The sequence below is a fragment of the Lelliottia nimipressuralis genome (assembly GCF_004115925.1).
Lineage (GTDB): Bacteria > Pseudomonadota > Gammaproteobacteria > Enterobacterales > Enterobacteriaceae > Enterobacter > Enterobacter nimipressuralis.
Genome location: NZ_SDDX01000008.1, coordinates 112,852 through 130,661, shown reverse-complemented (window position 1 = coordinate 130,661; position 17,810 = coordinate 112,852). Strand labels below are relative to the sequence as shown.

Sequence of the window (17,810 nt, the reverse complement as noted above, 5' to 3'; positions counted from 1 at the left end):
AGCACCGATTTGCATGGGGGAGCGTAAAGATTTTGCGGGGGAGGTGAGTACCGCTTCCTTGAGGCATTGCGGATGCTTTACCATACTTGCCACTTATCGAATTCGTTAAATGGATGTCTCATGGTCAAGCGTCGTTACGCAGCGCTCTTACCCGCGCTGATTATGCTTGCTGCCTGTAGCAGTAAGCCGAAAACAGAGGAAGTTCAACAGACGGCGGGCGCCCCATCGGGTGGTTTTCTCCTTGAGCCGCAGCACAACATGATGCAGATGGGCGGGGATTTCGCCAACAACGCGGCCGCCGAACAGTTCATCGATAAGATGGTGAACAAGCATGGTTTCAATAAACAGCAACTCCACGAGATCCTGTCTCAGGCGAAGCGTCTGGACTATGTGCTGCGTCTGATGGACCGCCAGGCACCGACGGCGCAAGTGCCGACCGGGCCAAACGGCGCGTGGCTGCGCTATCGCAAACAGTTTATTACCCCGGATAACGTGCAAAACGGCGTGGCGTTCTGGAATCAATACGAAGATGCGCTGACGCGCGCGTGGCAGGTGTACGGCGTGCCGCCGGAAATTATCGTCGGGATTATCGGCGTGGAAACCCGCTGGGGCCGCGTGATGGGCAAAACCCGTATTCTCGATGCGCTGGCGACGCTCTCCTTCAACTATCCACGTCGTGCGGAATACTTCCAGTCTGAACTGGAAACCTTCCTGCTGATGGCGCGTGACGAGCAGGACGATCCGCTCGATCTGAAAGGTTCCTTTGCGGGGGCGATGGGCTACGGCCAGTTTATGCCGTCCTCCTATAAAGAGTACGCCGTCGACTTTAACGGCGACGGGCATATCAACCTGTGGGATCCGGTGGACGCCATTGGCAGCGTGGCGAACTACTTCAAAGCGCACGGCTGGGTGAAGGGCGATCCGGTGGCGGTGCAGGCGAACGGCCAGGCACCTGGGCTTGAGAATGGTTTCAAAACGAAATACAGCGTGTCGCAGCTGGCAGCGGCGGGTTTAACGCCGATGCAGTCGTTGGGTGATCATCAGACGGCCAGCCTGCTGCGCCTGGATATCGGCACTGGCTACCAATACTGGTACGGTTTGCCGAACTTCTACACCATTACCCGCTACAACCACAGCACGCACTACGCGATGGCGGTGTGGCAGCTGGGCCAGGCGGTTTCCCTGGCGCGCGTACCGGCGGCTTCACCGTTTAGTCAATAATCTTACGTTTTGCCGGGTGGCGGTTTCGTCTTACCCGGCCCGCACCCTCCACGAGTATTGCCCGGTAAGCGATTCGTCACCGGGCAACACTCGCTTTCAACAGAAACATTTCGCCACACTCCCACTTTTTTATTCGCGTTTACATCTGCATCGCATTTTATTATTGTTATGTTATAACATTTAATGGTGGTGCAACGATGTCTCTCTTCTCTCTTTCTGCGTTCAATCGCCTGTTACTCGCGGCGATTCTGATTGCGCTGATTGGCCTGGCGGTGCGCTGGGCGGTGGTTCTCCCATGATTGAACTGCAAAATCTGGTGGCAGGGTATGACCGCCAACCCGTCACACAGACGCTGAATGGCGTGATCGAACGCGGCAGTATGACGGCGATTGTCGGCGCGAACGGCTGCGGCAAATCGACACTCCTCAAAACCCTGGCGGGATTTATTCCGCCGGTCAGCGGGGGATTTCGCTGGCGCGAGAAACGCCCGACGATCGGCTGGCTGGCGCAGCGTCATATGCTGGAGGCGCAGTTCCCCCTGACGGTTCAGGACGTAGTGAGTATGGGTTGCTGGCCACAGATTTCGCTGCTGGCGGCTTTTCGACGCGAAACCCGGCTGAAAATCGCCCATGCCCTGGAGCGCGTCGGCCTGCAGGATCTTGCAGCCGCCACCATCGACGAGCTATCGGGCGGCCAGTTTCAGCGCATGTTGTTCGCCAGAGTGCTGGTGCAGCAGGCACCGCTGGTGATGCTGGATGAGCCGTTCACGGGGGTCGATGAAGCCACCTGTAATGTGCTGATGGAATTGATGCTGGAAATGTATCTGAGCGGGCAAACGGTGCTGGCAGTGCTGCATGACAGCGAGCGTGTATCGCGCCATTTCCCGCAGACATTGCGGCTGGATACGGCGATACCCCACTGCGGCGCGGAGCGGGTGAGAGTCGCATGATCTGGCATATTTTCTTCCAGCCGTTTATCGAATACGGCTTTATGCGCCGCGCATTGGTGGTGTGCCTGGCGTTGTCCGTCAGCACCACAATGCTCGGTGTTTTTCTGTTGCTGCGGCGTATGAGCCTGATGGGCGATGCGCTGTCGCACGCCATTTTACCGGGCGTGGCGGTGGGGTATCTGGTCAGTGGAATGTCTCTGCTGGCGATGAGTATCGGCGGGTTTCTCGCCGGGATCGTCGTAGCGCTGGTGGCAGGTTTAGTCAGCCGACGCACGCCCCTGAAAGAGGATGCCAGTTTCGCCGGGCTGTACCTGGGCTCACTGGCGCTGGGTGTGACCCTGGTTTCGCTGCGCGGTTCGAATGTCGATCTGTTGCATCTGCTTTTTGGCTCGATTCTGGCGGTGGATAACAGCGCGGCCCTGTTTGTCGCCGGTGTCTGCGTCCTGACCTTAATGCTGCTGGCCCTGTTTTACCGCGGGCTGGTGACCGAGGCGTTTGACACCGCGTGGCTGCAGGCCAACAAACGCTGGCTGCCCGCGCTACTGCACGGTTTATTCCTGGCGCTGCTGGTGCTGAATCTGGTCGCCGGATTCCAGGTCCTCGGCACGCTGATGGCGGTAGGGCTGATGATGCTGCCTGCTGTTGCCGCTCGCTGCTGGATGCGCACCTTACCGGGGCTTCTGCTGATGGCAGGCGTCAGCGGCGTGTTCTGCGCCTGGCTCGGATTGAGCCTCTCGTGGGCAGTGAGTCTCCCCGCCGGGCCTTCCATTGTGCTGACGGCCAGCGGCTGGTTCTTTATTTCGGTTTTATGTGGCTCGCGCAGCAGGCTGCGTGCGCATTTTTAACGCAAGGGGAAATGATGAAGAAGACAGGGGTAATGATGGCGCTTGCGCTGGGGCTGTTGTCGCAAGGCGCGCTGGCAAAAACGCTGAACGTGGTAACCAGTTTTTCTATTTTGGGTGACATCACGCAAGAAGTGGGCGGCGACCATGTAAAAGTGACGACGCTGGTGGGGCCGGACGGCGATCCGCACACCTTCGAGCCGTCGCCAAAAGAGAGCGCGGCGCTCAGCAAAGCCGACGTGGTGGTTGTGAATGGGCTTGGGCTGGAAGGGTGGCTGGATCGCCTGGTTAAAGCGTCAGGTTTTAAAGGCACGCTGGTCGTGGCATCAAAAGGGGTGAAAACCCATACGCTGGAGGAGGACGGCAAAACCGTGACCGATCCGCATGCCTGGAATAGCGCTGCGAATGGCGCGCTGTATGCACAAAATATTCTGGCAGGGCTGGTCAGTGCCGATCCGGATGAGAAAGCGGCGCTGGAGGCCACGGGCAAACCTTATATTACGCAGCTGACACAGCTCGACGGATGGGCGAAATCGCGCTTCAGCCAGATCCCGCAGGAGAAGCGCAAAGTCCTCACCAGCCATGATGCCTTCGGCTATTTCAGCCGCGCCTACGGCGTGACATTTATGGCGCCGCAAGGCCTTTCCTCTGAGAGCGAAGCCAGCGCCGCGCAGGTGGCGGAGATCATCAACCAGATTAAAGCCGATGGCGTCAAAACCTGGTTTATGGAGAACCAGCTCGATCCGCGTCTGGTGAAGCAGATTGCCAGCGCGACGGGCGCGCAGCCGGGTGGAGAGCTTTATCCCGAAGCGCTTTCCGCTAAAGGCGGCGTGGCGGATACTTACGTGAATGCGTTTCGCCACAACGTCAATACCCTCGCCGACAGCATGAAATAATCAGCCTTTCCACGCCGATGCGGCCGCATCGGCTTTTTTCTGAAGCCTCCTCGTAAAACCGGAACCTCATCCCCATATCCCATGAGAAAGTGCTATCTTGTGCTGCATGTTTTTCAGGAGCCTAAAGCGATGATGACTGACCATGAATTGATGCAGCTGAGCGAAGTTGTGGGCCTGGCGTTGAAGCAGCGCGGCGCGACGCTGACGACGGCTGAATCCTGCACCGGCGGCTGGGTGGCAAAAGTGATTACGGATATTGCGGGAAGCTCCGCCTGGTTCGAACGCAGTTTTGTGACCTACAGTAACGAAGCCAAAGCGCAGATGATTGGCGTGCGCGAATCGACGCTGGAACAGCATGGCGCTGTCAGCGAACCGGTGGTGGTGGAAATGGCGATTGGCGCGCTCAAAGCGGCGCGTGCGGACTACGCGATCGCCATCAGCGGTATTGCCGGGCCGGACGGTGGCAGTGATGTCAAACCCGTGGGCACCGTCTGGTTTGGTTTTGCCACTTCCCAGGGGCAGGGCCTCACCTTCCGCGAATGCTTCAGCGGTGATCGTGAAAGCGTGCGCCGACAGGCGACGGAATATGCGTTAAAAATGCTCTGGCAACAATTTCTACAAAACACTTGATACTGTATGACCATACAGTATAATTGCACCAACAGAACAGAATTCACTATCCGGCGCACATCCCCGGCATGACAGGAGTAATAATGGCTATCGACGAAAACAAACAGAAAGCGTTGGCGGCAGCACTCGGCCAGATTGAAAAACAATTTGGTAAAGGCTCCATCATGCGCCTGGGTGAAGACCGTTCCATGGACGTGGAAACCATCTCCACCGGTTCGCTTTCTCTGGATATCGCACTGGGTGCGGGCGGCCTGCCAATGGGCCGTATCGTAGAAATCTACGGCCCGGAATCTTCAGGTAAAACGACCCTGACGCTGCAGGTCATTGCAGCCGCACAGCGCGAAGGTAAAACCTGTGCGTTCATCGACGCCGAACACGCGCTGGACCCAGTCTATGCACGTAAACTGGGCGTTGATATCGACAACCTGCTCTGCTCTCAGCCAGATACGGGTGAGCAGGCACTGGAAATCTGTGACGCCCTGGCGCGTTCAGGTGCTGTAGATGTACTGGTTGTCGACTCCGTTGCCGCGCTGACGCCAAAAGCGGAAATCGAAGGCGAAATCGGCGACTCTCACATGGGCCTCGCGGCACGTATGATGAGCCAGGCGATGCGTAAACTGGCTGGTAACCTGAAGCAATCCAATACGCTTCTGATTTTCATCAACCAGATCCGTATGAAGATTGGCGTCATGTTCGGTAACCCGGAAACCACTACCGGTGGTAACGCGCTGAAGTTCTACGCCTCTGTCCGTCTGGATATCCGCCGTATCGGTGCGGTGAAAGAGGGCGATAACGTCGTTGGTAGCGAAACCCGCGTGAAGGTCGTGAAGAACAAAATCGCTGCGCCGTTCAAGCAGGCTGAGTTCCAGATCCTTTACGGCGAAGGCATCAACTTCTTCGGCGAGCTGGTGGATCTGGGCGTGAAAGAGAAGCTGATTGAAAAAGCGGGCGCCTGGTACAGCTACAACGGCGACAAAATTGGTCAGGGCAAAGCAAACGCAATCTCCTGGCTGAAAGAAAACCCGGCGGCAGCGAAAGAAATTGAGAAGAAAGTGCGCGAACTGCTTCTTAACAACCAGGACTCTAAGCCTGACTTCGTTGTCGATAGCGCTGATGCTGAAGAAACCAAAGAAGATTTCTAATCTCTTCGTCTAAAAACAAGGGCTGCGATTGCGGCCCTTTTTGCATTTATAAAACAGCTGGTTTGTTATGAGTGAAAACACCTCGCGCCGCCCTGCCTACGCCCGTTTACTGGATAGAGCTGTACGCATTCTTGCCGTACGCGATCACAGCGAGCAAGAGCTGCGCCGTAAACTCTCCGCGCCCGTGATGGGAAAAAACGGCCCGGAAGCAATCGACGCTACGGCAGAAGATTATGATCGCGTCATTGCCTGGTGCTACGAGTACCGTTATCTCGATGACAGTCGTTTTGTGACGCGCTTTATCGCCAGCCGGAGCCGCAAGGGCTATGGCCCGGCCAGGATCCGTCAGGAGCTAAACCAAAAAGGTATCGCGCGTGCGGCCATCGATGAGGCCATGCGTGAGTGCGACATTGACTGGTGTGAGCTGGCCCGCGAGCAGGCGATTCGTAAATACGGTGAACCCCTGCCGCGTGAATTTTCAGAAAAAGTTAAAATCCAGCGATTTTTGTTGTACCGCGGCTTCCTGATGGAAGATATTCAGGATATATGGCGTAATTTTGCCGATTGAGCGCATGCGGGATTTTACTTCCCTTGCAAGAAAACTTATCTTATTCCCACTTTTTCCAGTAGTCAGTCCGTCCAGGCATCAACAGAGACAGGCTGGCTGCGACATTTCGTTAGCTTGATTTCAGGATAATTATGAGCAAGAGCACCGCTGAGATCCGTCAGGCGTTTCTCGACTTTTTCCATAGTAAGGGACACCAGGTTGTTGCCAGCAGCTCCCTGGTACCGAACAATGACCCGACTCTTCTGTTTACCAACGCCGGGATGAACCAGTTCAAGGATGTTTTCCTTGGTCTCGACAAGCGTAATTATTCCCGCGCCACAACGTCACAGCGTTGCGTGCGTGCGGGCGGTAAACACAACGATCTGGAAAACGTCGGTTACACCGCACGTCACCATACTTTCTTCGAGATGCTGGGTAACTTCAGCTTCGGCGACTACTTTAAACACGACGCCATTCAATACGCGTGGGAACTGCTGACCGGTGAAAACTGGTTCAACCTGCCGAAAGAGCGTCTGTGGGTGACCGTCTACGAAACCGATGATGAAGCTTACGAAATCTGGGAAAAAGAAGTCGGTATCCCGCGTGAGCGCATTATTCGCATCGGCGATAACAAGGGCGCGCCATACGCGTCTGACAACTTCTGGCAGATGGGTGACACCGGTCCATGCGGCCCTTGCACCGAGATCTTCTACGATCACGGCGACCACATCTGGGGTGGACCTCCGGGCACCGCAGAAGAAGACGGCGATCGCTACATTGAGATCTGGAACATCGTCTTCATGCAGTTCAACCGTCAGGTTGACGGCACCATGGAGCCACTGCCGAAGCCATCCGTAGATACCGGTATGGGGCTGGAGCGTATTGCCGCGGTTCTGCAGCACGTGAACTCCAACTACGATATCGATCTGTTCAGCACCCTGATTAAATCCGTGGCTGAAGTGACCGGTGCGACCGATCTGAGCAACAAATCTCTGCGCGTCATTGCAGACCACATTCGTTCCTGTGCCTTCCTGATTGCTGACGGCGTTATCCCGTCGAATGAAAACCGTGGCTATGTGCTGCGTCGTATCATTCGTCGTGCGATCCGTCACGGCAACATGCTGGGCGCGAAGGACACCTTCTTCTATAAACTGGTGGGGCCACTGATTGGCGTCATGGGTGCGGCGGGCGACGAACTGAAACGCCAGCAGGCGCAGGTTGAGCAGGTGCTGAAAACCGAAGAAGAGCAGTTTGCACGTACCCTTGAGCGCGGTCTGGCGCTGCTGGACGAAGAACTCTCTAAACTGTCCGGCGATACGCTGGATGGCGACACCGCATTCCGTCTGTACGACACCTACGGCTTCCCGGTCGACTTGACTGCTGACGTCTGCCGTGAGCGCAATATTAAAGTCGACGAAGCGGGCTTTGAGGCCGCAATGGAAGAGCAGCGCCGCCGTGCGCGTGAATCCAGCGGTTTCGGCGCAGACTACAACGCGATGATTCGCGTCGATAGCGCTTCTGAATTCCAGGGCTACGACCATCTGGAACTGACCGGTAAAGTGACCGCACTGTTTGTTGACGGCAAAGCCGTGGACAGCATCAGCGCAGGCCAGGATGCGGTTGTCGTTCTGGATAAAACGCCGTTCTACGCGGAGTCTGGCGGCCAGGTGGGTGATAAAGGCGAGCTAAAAGGTAGCGATTTTGCCTTCACCGTCACTGACACCCAGAAATACGGCCAGGCAATTGGTCACGTCGGTAAACTGGCTTCAGGTTCTCTGAAAGTCGGCGCAGGCGTGAAAGCCGAAGTGGATGAAGCTCGCCGCGCGCGCATTCGTCTGAACCACTCTGCAACGCACCTGATGCATGCCGCCCTGCGCGATGTGCTGGGTACGCACGTTGCTCAGAAAGGTTCTCTGGTGAACGACAAAGTGCTGCGCTTTGACTTCTCGCATTTCGAAGCGATGAAACCGTCTGAAATCCGCGCGGTGGAAGATATGGTCAACGCCCAGATTCGCCGTAACCTGCCAATCGAGACCCACATCATGGATCTCGAAGCAGCGAAAGCGAAAGGGGCGATGGCGCTGTTCGGCGAGAAATACGACGAGCGCGTTCGCGTCCTGAGCATGGGTGATTTCTCCACCGAACTGTGCGGCGGTACTCACGCCTCACGTACGGGTGACATCGGCCTGTTCCGTATCCTGTCTGAATCAGGCACTGCCGCTGGCGTACGTCGTATCGAAGCCGTGACCGGTGAAGGTGCGATCGCCAGCCTGCACGCTGAAAGCGAACAGCTCCACGACATTGCTCAGCTGCTTAAAGGCGACAGCCACAATCTGGGAGAGAAAGTACGTAGCGCGCTGGAACGTACTCGTCAGCTGGAAAAAGAGCTGCAGCAGCTGAAAGAGCAGGCTGCGGTGCAGGAGAGCGCAAATCTCTCCAGCAAAGCGGTTGAAATTAAAGGTGTTAAACTGCTAGTCAGCGAACTGGCAGGCGTTGAACCTAAGATGCTTCGTACCATGGTTGATGATCTCAAGAACCAGCTCGGTTCAACGGTTATCGTTCTGGCGACAGCGGCTGAAGGTAAGGTTTCTCTGATTGCGGGCGTTTCTAAGGATGTGACTGACCGCGTGAAAGCAGGGGAACTGATTGGTATGGTCGCTCAGCAAGTGGGTGGCAAAGGTGGTGGTCGTCCCGACATGGCACAAGCCGGTGGTACGGATGTGGCAGCACTTCCAGCAGCATTGGCCAGCGTTGAAAGCTGGGTAAGCGCTAAACTGTAATAATTACAAAGCGTAAAAAGACGCCATAACCTCACCGTTATGGCGTTTTTATCACTACGCTATCGCTAACGATAAAGTCAGGTTGAGTTTGTGTATATCGGCTAAACTTACGTTTAACAGAATGTGATGCCGTGACTGCTTACACATTACGTGTTTGTCATCGCTTACTTTTTGGCGTTATATGATGGATAATGCCGGGATACAAGAGACCCGACTCTTTTAATCTTTCAAGGAGCAAAGAATGCTGATTCTGACTCGTCGAGTTGGTGAGACCCTCATGATTGGGGATGAGGTCACCGTGACAGTTTTAGGGGTGAAGGGTAACCAGGTACGTATTGGTGTGAACGCCCCTAAAGAAGTCTCTGTCCATCGTGAAGAGATCTACCAGCGTATCCAGGCTGAAAAATCCCAGCAGTCCAGTTACTGATATTATCGCGTCTCGCCGCCCGGCGAGACGCAACGCTCTCGATATTCTTCCTGCATAAAGTTACCGTTCGATTTCATTCCTTCCGTTTTTTGTCTCTCTCAAACCCTTATCTCGCTCAAAGACCGCAATTTTGCCCGAGGATTTCTGTGCTGATGCCCGCAAAATCCGTTTATAAAACACCCTCTTTGCGGCTTTTACATGCGAATTGAGTGTGATTTGTGCAAACGATAAAAGCTTGTGGAAAATTGTTTGACTTATAAGTCCCAGAAAGTAATATATGCGCCACGCAGCGACGAGAAGCTCTTAACGAGTTACTCGAAGCACTCGAAAGAGGCGTTGTGTGGTGAGGTGGCCGAGAGGCTGAAGGCGCTCCCCTGCTAAGGGAGTATGCGGTCAAAAGCTGCATCCGGGGTTCGAATCCCCGCCTCACCGCCATTTTGCATCCGTAGCTCAGCTGGATAGAGTACTCGGCTACGAACCGAGCGGTCGGAGGTTCGAATCCTCCCGGATGCACCATCTATTACTTCATATTGCTTTAGAAGTGATATGACGTATTAAGCAGTAAAATAGTAAATCCCGATGCATCCGTAGCTCAGCTGGATAGAGTACTCGGCTACGAACCGAGCGGTCGGAGGTTCGAATCCTCCCGGATGCACCATATTCTCCGAGATAGCAGCCACGCTGTTGTTTCAAGGTCTGCGAGATGCTCGCGAGTACCAGGGAGGATAACGTTGCTTTAGCAACGGCCCGTCGGGTGAGGCGCAGCCGAGTAAACCTCCCGGATGCACCATTTCTCCTCAGTATCTCCCCCACAGTTCAATTACTCACCATCCCCTTTGTATTACAACCAGAATCAGCGACAAAAATCCTCGTTTACGATAAAGTAATGTCTTGTTAATCGTTTGGCGAGAGCACGATGTACGCACAGTATGACGGTCTGATCTTCGACATGGATGGCACCATCCTGGATACCGAACCCACACACCGTAAAGCCTGGAATGACGTTCTGGGTCGTTATGGCATGACGTTCGACTTACAGGCGATGGTTGCGCTGAATGGCTCACCCACCTGGCGAATCGCTCAGGCCGTGATTGAGCTAAACCACGCCGATCTCGACCCTCATCTGCTGGCCCGTGAAAAAACCGATGCCGTCAAAGCCATGCTTTTAGACACCGTTCGTCCGCTTCCGCTGATTGACGTTGTTAAAGAGTGGCACGGGCGTCGTCCGATGTCCGTTGGCACGGGAAGTGAAAGTGCTGTTGCGGAAGCGCTGCTCAATCATCTGGGCTTGCGTCACTATTTCTCTGCGGTTGTCGCCGCCGATCATGTTCAAAACCACAAACCCGCTCCGGACACCTTTCTGCTTTGCGCGGAACTGATGGGCGTTCCGGCGCATAAGTGCGTGGTGTTTGAGGATGCAGACTTTGGCATTCAGGCCGCGCGTGACGCCGGAATGGACGCTGTGGATGTTCGCCTGCTGTGAGTGACCTGCTGTCACTCGCCTCTTTATTTGCCAGCAGTTTTTTAAGTGCCACACTCTTACCGGGTAATTCGGAAGTTGTGCTGGTCGCGATGCTGTTATCTGGTGTGAGTCAGCCCTGGCTGTTGGTAGTAATAGCAACAATGGGTAATAGCCTTGGAGGGCTGACTAACGTTATTCTTGGGCGTTTCTTTCCGCTGCGTAAAACATCACGCTGGCAGGAAAAGGCAGCAGGCTGGCTTAAACGCTATGGTGCTGCCACGCTTTTACTAAGCTGGATGCCTGTTATAGGCGATTTACTGTGTCTGCTGGCGGGATGGATGCGCATCTCCTGGGGACCAGTGCTCTTTTTTTTATGCCTTGGCAAGGCGTTGCGCTATGTCCTCGTGGCACTGGCAACCCTGCAGGGCATGACGTGGTGGCACTAATTGGTGGAATGAAAAAGCGACCTTCAATCGTCAACCATTACAATTTATGCTGGATAACTCTTATTTTGACAGGCGGGAGGTCAATTTGATCCCGGACGTATCACAGGCGCTGGCCTGGCTGGAAAAACACCCTCAGGCCCTGAAGGGGATTCAGCGTGGGCTTGAGCGCGAAACACTGCGCGTGAATGAAGATGGCAGTCTGGCAACAACCGGCCATCCGAAAGAGCTAGGCTCTGCGCTGACACATAAATGGATCACCACCGACTTCGCCGAAGCGCTGCTTGAGTTCATTACGCCCGTCGATGGCGACATTGACCACATGCTGACTCTGATGCGTGACGTTCACCGCTTTACTGCCCGTCAATTGGGCGATGAGCGCATGTGGCCGCTGAGCATGCCGTGTTATATCGAGCAGGGGCAGGATATTGAGCTGGCGCAATACGGCACCTCGAACATTGGCCGCCTGAAAACGCTCTATCGCGAAGGCCTCAAAAACCGCTACGGCGCGTTAATGCAGACCATCTCCGGTGTGCATTACAACTTCTCGCTGCCGATGGCGTTCTGGCAGGCGAAGTGCGGCGAAACGGATAAAGAGGCGATCTCGGCGGGGTATTTCCGTCTGATCCGCAACTACTACCGCTTTGGCTGGGTGATTCCGTACCTGTTCGGTGCCTCACCGGCGATTTGCTCCTCGTTCCTGCAGGGCAAACCGACCACACTGCCGTTTGAGAAGACCGATTGCGGCATGTATTACCTGCCGTACGCCACCTCTCTGCGCCTGAGTGACCTTGGTTATACCAATAAGTCGCAAAGCAATCTCGGAATTACGTTTAACGAATTGCACGAATATGTGGCAGGCTTGAAGCGAGCGATCAAAACACCGTCGGAAGAGTACGAGAAAATCGGCCTTGAGAAAGACGGTAAGCGCCTGCAGATCAACAGCAACGTGCTGCAGATTGAAAACGAGCTGTACGCGCCGATCCGCCCGAAACGCGTTACGCGTAGCGGCGAAGCGCCGTCAGATGCGCTGGAGCGCGGCGGCATTGAGTACATTGAAGTGCGCTCGCTGGACATCAACCCGTTCTCGCCAATTGGCGTCGACGAGCAGCAGGTGCGTTTCCTGGATCTGTTTATGGTCTGGTGCGTACTGGCGGATGCGCCAGAGATGAGTTCTGATGAACTGCTCTGTACGCGCACCAACTGGAATCGTGTGATCCTGGAAGGGCGCAAGCCTGGCCTGACGCTGGGTATCGGCTGTGAAACGGCGCAGTTCCCGCTGGCGAAAGTCGGCAAAGATCTGTTCCGCGATCTCAAACGTGTAGCGCAGACGATGGACAGCGTTTACGGCGGCGAGGAGTATCAAAAGGTGTGCGATCAGCTGGTCGAATCGTTTGATAACCCGGAACTGACGTTCTCAGCGCGCATTCTGCGTTCTATGATTGATCAAGGTATCGGTGGAACCGGCCGTTCGCTTGCCGCACAGTATCGCGACATGCTGCAGCAGGAGCCGCTGGAAGTCTTAAGCGAAGAGGATTTCGTGGCAGAGCGCGAGGCATCGGTGGTGCGTCAGCGTGAAATCGAAGCTGCGGATACCGAGTCGTTTGAAGAGTTTCTGGCGAAGAACGCCTGACAGAAAAGAAAAAGGCCACATCGCTGTGGCCAAAATATACATCTCTGAAATCAGGGATGATGATAACAAATGCGCGTCTTTCATATACTCAGACGCGCAGTGGAAGAAAGAGTTCATTTTATTTTAAAAATAATCACTATCGGAGGTGACGTATGCCGTTATTAGATAGCTTCACTGTCGACCATACCCGTATGGAAGCACCTGCAGTACGTGTTGCGAAAACCATGCATACCCCGCACGGCGACACAATCACCGTATTCGACCTGCGTTTCTGTGTGCCGAACAAAGAAGTGATGCCAGAAAAAGGCATTCACACTCTGGAGCACCTGTTCGCCGGTTTCATGCGCGATCACCTGAACGGCAACGGCGTGGAAATCATCGACATCTCTCCAATGGGCTGTCGTACCGGTTTCTACATGAGCCTGATTGGCCAGCCAGATGAAACGCGCGTGGCGGATGCCTGGAAAGCGGCAATGGCCGACGTGCTGAAAGTGAAAGAGCAGAACCAGATCCCTGAGCTGAACATCTACCAGTGCGGCACTTATCAGATGCACTCTCTGGAAGAAGCGCAGGAAATCGCGCGTCACATCATCGATCGTGACGTTCGCGTGAACAGCAATGAAGAGCTGGCGCTGCCGAAAGAAACCCTGCAGGAACTGCACATCTAGCATGATGCCCGCAGATGCCCGGTGGCGCTGCGTCTACCGGGCCTACCGAAATATCGACAGGTAGGCCGGATACGGCGTAGCCGCCATCCGGCAAAACCCTATGACGACAACCTCAACCTTCTCCTTTACCCATCGCCCGTTGGTTCCTTTCGCCCATGACTATCAGCACGGCGACAGCGAGCCGTGGCATCAGCACGACTGTGCCCAGCTGTTGCACAGCCTAAGTGGGGTTGTGCGGGTCGATACCAAGGCAGGCTGCTGGGTGGTCCCGCCGGGGCGTGGCGTCTGGCTGCCCGCCGGAACACAGCACGCCATTCGTATCACCGGCAAGGTGGCGGCACGCACGCTGTTTATCGATCCCCTGGCCCGCGCCGATCTCCCCGCCTCGTGCCAGATCGTACAGATCTCCCCGTTACTGCGCGAACTGATCGTCAGCGCATTCGATCTGCCTGAATCTTATTCTCCCGGCAGCCGCGACGAGCGCATTTATGAGCTGATCCTCGATGAAATCCGCCTGATGCCGGTGCTGCCATTCTGTTTGCCTGAACCGGAGACGGACACGCTGCGCCAGCTTTGTCAGCAAATCCGCCGCGCGCCAGAGAATAACTGGAGCAGCGCGCAGGCCGCCAGCCTCACCAATATGAGCGAACGTACCCTGAACCGCCATTTTCAGCAGCAGACCGGGTTGAGCTATGGGGAATGGACGCGGCGGGCGCGCCTGCTGGAAGCGCTGGTGCGTCTGGCGCAGGGCCAGCCGGTGCTGCGCGTGGCGCTCGATCTGGGCTACGGCAGCCACAGCGCCTTCACGGCGATGTTCCGCCGGGTGATGGGGATCTCACCCAGCGACTATTTCAAAGACGCTTAACCGACCGCGTTTAACAGCGCCTGAAGCGAAGCGCGCGCCACGTCGTTATCGATGCCCACACCCCAGCGGCTAGTTCCATCCTGAAACAGACAGCGAATATAGGCCACCGAGCGGCTGTCGCTGCGCTCGCCCAGCGAGTGTTCGTGATAATCCTTAATCACAAACGGCGTACTCAGCCAGAGACGCATCCCGCTGGCCGCCGCCGATAACAGACCGTTGCCCTGGCCCTCAAGCTGGCGCGTACCGCCATCGACGGCGACAGTGGCGGTTAAGCGCAGCTGCCCGTCCTGCTGACTCTCACTGCGGTAGCTTTGCAGGGCAAAATGGGGCGTTGCCACCAGGCCGTAACGCGCCCGAAAAAGCTGCCACAGCGCGTTTTGTGTCATCTCTTTGCCGTGGCTGTCTGTTTCCTGCTGTACGTGCTGGCTGAAATCTTGCTGCAGGGCGCGGGGCAGTTTGAGTCCGTGATTTTGCTCAATCAGCCATGCGCTGCCGCTTTTCCCCGACTGGCTGTTGACGCGAATAACCGCCTCATAGGAACAGCCGATATCTTGCGGATCGACCGGCAGATAGGGCATCTCCCAGCGTTCATCCGGTTTACGGGCATCGAAGCCTTTTTTGATCGCATCCTGATGGGAGCCGGAAAAGGCGGTATACGCCAGACGCCCGGCCCATGGATGGCGCGGATGAACGGGCAGCTGATTGCAGCTCTCCACCACCTCGACGACCTGGGTCATGTTGCTGAAATCGAGGTGAGGGCTAACACCCTGGCTATATAAATTCATCGCCAGCGTGACCAGACAGACATTCCCCGTGCGTTCGCCGTTGCCAAACAGACAGCCCTCCACGCGATCGGCCCCTGCCATCACCGCCAGTTCTGCGCTTGCCACGCCCGTGCCGCGATCGTTATGCGGGTGAACGCTAATGCACACATCGCTGCGGCGGCTGAAGTGGCGGCAAAAATACTCAATCTGATCGGCGTAGACGTTCGGCGTGCTGACTTCCACGGTCGCAGGCAGGTTGATGATCATCGGCCTTTGCGCGCACGGCTGCCAAATCTCCGCAACGGCTTCACAAATCTCCAGCGCAAATTCCGGCTCGGTAAAGCAGAAGGTCTCCGGGGAGTATTCGTATTGCCAGTGTGTCTGCGGGTTTTCCTCGCACAAGGTGCGGATCTGGCGCGTTGAGCGCACGGCCAGCGCAATAATCTGAGCTTTATCCATGCCAAACACCAGGCGGCGGAACAGGGGCGCGGTGGCGTTATACAGATGAATCGTTGCCTGTTTTGCCCCGCGTAAGGATTCGAAGGTGCGCGTAATCAACTCTTCCCGCGCCTGGGTGAGCACCTGAACCGTGACATCATCGGGAATGCGGTTCTCTTCAATCAGCTGGCGGACAAAATTGAAATCGGTCTGCGAGGCGGAGGGGAAGGCGACTTCAATCTCTTTAAAACCACAGCCGAGGAGTAAATCCCAGAACTGCAGTTTACGCGCGCTGTCCATCGGTTCAGCCAGCGCCTGATTGCCATCGCGTAAATCGGTGGAGAGCCAGCGCGGTGCCTGGGTGATGCGGTTTTCCGGCCAGCGACGGTCGGGCAGGGAGACAGGCGTATAGGGTTGGTATTTTTGTGCGGGGTTTTTCAGCATGATGCGCTCCTGTTGTCTTTTCACTATCGTGAAGCGATTTCAGGAGCGCTGCTTTATCAGGACTGACAGAAGCTGTAGAGAAATGGACAACTTTCCCGGCGAAGCGGCGCGTTAGTGCGCGCCACCACCGCCGCCACCTGCGCCGAACGGCGGTTTGGCAAACCAGATCAACCCCAGCAACAGAATGAAAATACCCGCAGAAATCCAGAAGATTTCGTTGGCGGAGATAATCAATCCCTGGTTGGTGATCTGCTGGGCAATCCAGCCAGACGCCTGCTGCTCCGTCATCCCCATACTTTGCAGCTCAGAGTACATCTGCTGGGCGTTCGGGTTAAACGGGTTCACCGATTCCGTCAGCTGCGCATGGTGCAGCGACTCGCGGTTAGTCCACAGGGTCGTGGTAATAGACGTACCGATGGAGCCTGCCAGCGTACGGGTGAAGTTCGACAGGCTCGATGCCGCCGCCATCCGTTCCGGCGGTAAGCCAGAGAGCGTGATGGTGGTGAGTGGCATAAAGAAGCACGCCACGGCGAAGCCCTGAATAAACTGCGGCCACGCGGACGCGCCAAAGTCCATTCCCGGTTCGAAGGTGTACGCACGCCAGTAGAAGCACACCGCATACATAATAAAGCTGAAGGTCACCAGTCGACGCATGTCGAGCTTATGGGCAAAGCGGCCAATAATCGGCGACAGCAGGACAGGAATCAAACCGACCGGTGCCGAAGCCAGACCCGCCCAGGTTGCCGTGTAGCCGTATACCTCCTGCAACAGCTGCGGCAGCAGAACAATCGCGCCGAAATAGAGCATATAGGCGAGACTGATACACAGGCAGCCGATGGTGAAGTTTCGCGACTTAAAGAGCGACAGATCGACTATCGGGTTATCGTCCGTCAGCTCCCAGACAATCAGGAAGCTGATTGCCACCACGGCGACCACGGTAAGGACAATGATCTCCTGCGACGCAAACCAGTCCAGCTCTTTACCCCGGTCCAGCATGATCTGCAGGCTGCCGATCCCTAACACCAGCAGTGCCAGGCCCACGCCGTCGATTCGCCGCTGTTCGGTTTTGGTTTCCCGACCGCGCAGGGATTGCAGCGTCATCAGCACCACTAACGCACCGATGGGCACGTTGATGAAGAAGATCCAGCCCCAGTGGTAGTTGTCACTGATATACCCACCGAGGATCGGGCCACAGATCGGCGCGACGATAACGGTCATCGACCACAGCGCCAGAGCGATTGAGCGCTTGGCGGGCGGGTAGTTATTCAGCAGCAAGCTCTGGGAGAGCGGGATTAACGGCCCGGCGACAATCCCCTGAATCACACGGAAGAAGATCAGCATGGTCAGGCTGTTGGACATGCCGCACGCCCAGGAGGCGATGACGAACAACACCGTTGACCACAGGAACAGTCGAACTTCCCCGACGCGTTTCGCCAGCCACCCGGTAATCGGAATGGAGATCGCATTCGCGACCCCAAACGAGGTGATCACCCAGGTCCCCTGGCTCAGAGACGAGCCAAGGTTACCGGCGATGGTCGGGATCGCCACGTTTGCGATGGTGGAGTCCAGCACCTGCATGAATGTCGCCAGCGACAGCGCAATGGTCATAATGACCAGCTGCGCCCCCTCCAGCGGTTTTTGCTGTTGCATACCGCTCAC

The 17,810-nt window shown here is 56.0% G+C and carries 16 protein-coding genes and 3 tRNA genes; 17 read left to right on the top strand and 2 right to left on the bottom strand.

Translation table 11 applies throughout. The annotated features are described in order from the left end of the window. The first annotated feature begins 120 nt into the window (after positions 1–120). The 17 genes from mltB (at position 121) to ETG88_RS06890 (ending at position 14,505) form a co-directional block, all read left to right on the top strand. Positions 121–1,221 carry a lytic murein transglycosylase B gene (gene mltB / locus ETG88_RS06970; RefSeq protein WP_187469886.1) on the top strand — a complete coding sequence of 367 codons (1,101 nt, stop codon included), beginning with the start codon at positions 121–123 and terminating at the stop codon, positions 1,219–1,221. 295 nt (positions 1,222–1,516) lie between these two features. Further along, positions 1,517–2,170 (top strand): metal ABC transporter ATP-binding protein, encoded by a 654-nt coding sequence (locus ETG88_RS06965; protein WP_129035030.1) that lies wholly within the window; start codon positions 1,517–1,519, stop codon positions 2,168–2,170. After that, positions 2,167–3,015, top strand: a complete 849-nt coding sequence (locus ETG88_RS06960) for a metal ABC transporter permease (RefSeq protein WP_129035029.1) — start codon at positions 2,167–2,169, stop codon at positions 3,013–3,015. The genes ETG88_RS06965 and ETG88_RS06960 overlap by 4 nt, the downstream gene beginning before the upstream one ends. Before the next feature lie 14 nt (positions 3,016–3,029). Then, a complete protein-coding gene (locus ETG88_RS06955; protein WP_129035187.1) occupies positions 3,030–3,908 on the top strand; it encodes a metal ABC transporter substrate-binding protein in 879 nt (292 codons plus the stop codon). A gap of 132 nt (positions 3,909–4,040) precedes the next feature. Beyond that, positions 4,041–4,538: a nicotinamide-nucleotide amidase gene (pncC, locus tag ETG88_RS06950; RefSeq protein WP_100780829.1), complete on the top strand. Its 498-nt coding sequence runs from the start codon at positions 4,041–4,043 to the stop codon at positions 4,536–4,538. Between the two features lie 83 nt (positions 4,539–4,621). Continuing rightward, positions 4,622–5,680 (top strand): recombinase RecA, encoded by a 1,059-nt coding sequence (gene recA / locus ETG88_RS06945; RefSeq protein ID WP_100779179.1) that lies wholly within the window; start codon positions 4,622–4,624, stop codon positions 5,678–5,680. Between the two features lie 67 nt (positions 5,681–5,747). Further along, complete coding sequence (recX, locus tag ETG88_RS06940; RefSeq protein ID WP_129035028.1) at positions 5,748–6,248, top strand: recombination regulator RecX; 501 nt, start codon at positions 5,748–5,750, stop codon at positions 6,246–6,248. Positions 6,249–6,379: 131 nt separating this feature from the next. Continuing rightward, positions 6,380–9,007 (top strand): alanine--tRNA ligase, encoded by a 2,628-nt coding sequence (gene alaS, locus ETG88_RS06935; RefSeq protein WP_129035027.1) that lies wholly within the window; start codon positions 6,380–6,382, stop codon positions 9,005–9,007. A 241-nt stretch (positions 9,008–9,248) separates the two neighbouring features. Beyond that, positions 9,249–9,434 (top strand): carbon storage regulator CsrA, encoded by a 186-nt coding sequence (gene csrA / locus ETG88_RS06930; protein WP_000906486.1) that lies wholly within the window; start codon positions 9,249–9,251, stop codon positions 9,432–9,434. 342 nt (positions 9,435–9,776) lie between these two features. Next, a tRNA-Ser gene (locus ETG88_RS06925) sits at positions 9,777–9,869 on the top strand. A gap of 4 nt (positions 9,870–9,873) precedes the next feature. After that, positions 9,874–9,950: transfer RNA gene (locus tag ETG88_RS06920), tRNA-Arg, on the top strand. Positions 9,951–10,015: 65 nt separating this feature from the next. Continuing rightward, a tRNA-Arg gene (locus ETG88_RS06915) sits at positions 10,016–10,092 on the top strand. Positions 10,093–10,350: 258 nt separating this feature from the next. Then, complete coding sequence (gene yqaB, locus ETG88_RS06910) at positions 10,351–10,917, top strand: fructose-1-phosphate/6-phosphogluconate phosphatase (RefSeq protein ID WP_100779182.1); 567 nt, start codon at positions 10,351–10,353, stop codon at positions 10,915–10,917. Continuing rightward, positions 10,914–11,342 (top strand): YqaA family protein, encoded by a 429-nt coding sequence (locus tag ETG88_RS06905; RefSeq protein WP_095283032.1) that lies wholly within the window; start codon positions 10,914–10,916, stop codon positions 11,340–11,342. Before yqaB ends, ETG88_RS06905 begins: the two co-directional genes overlap by 4 nt. 85 nt (positions 11,343–11,427) lie before the next feature. Then, entirely contained in the window at positions 11,428–12,972 is a 1,545-nt protein-coding gene (gshA, locus tag ETG88_RS06900; RefSeq protein ID WP_100780830.1) for a glutamate--cysteine ligase, read from the top strand. Positions 12,973–13,124: 152 nt separating this feature from the next. Beyond that, positions 13,125–13,640 carry an S-ribosylhomocysteine lyase gene (gene luxS / locus ETG88_RS06895; RefSeq protein WP_100779183.1) on the top strand — a complete coding sequence of 172 codons (516 nt, stop codon included), beginning with the start codon at positions 13,125–13,127 and terminating at the stop codon, positions 13,638–13,640. A 100-nt stretch (positions 13,641–13,740) separates the two neighbouring features. Continuing rightward, positions 13,741–14,505 (top strand): AraC family transcriptional regulator, encoded by a 765-nt coding sequence (locus ETG88_RS06890; RefSeq protein ID WP_129035026.1) that lies wholly within the window; start codon positions 13,741–13,743, stop codon positions 14,503–14,505. Here the strand turns inward: ETG88_RS06890 and leuA are convergent. Both leuA and emrB read right to left on the bottom strand, forming a co-directional pair. Further along, a complete protein-coding gene (gene leuA, locus ETG88_RS06885) occupies positions 14,502–16,151 on the bottom strand; it encodes a 2-isopropylmalate synthase (protein WP_129035025.1) in 1,650 nt (549 codons plus the stop codon). The genes ETG88_RS06890 and leuA overlap by 4 nt on opposite strands. A 111-nt stretch (positions 16,152–16,262) precedes the next feature. After that, positions 16,263–17,801 (bottom strand): multidrug efflux MFS transporter permease subunit EmrB, encoded by a 1,539-nt coding sequence (gene emrB / locus ETG88_RS06880; protein WP_100779186.1) that lies wholly within the window; start codon positions 17,799–17,801, stop codon positions 16,263–16,265. Positions 17,802–17,810: the final 9 nt, after the last annotated feature.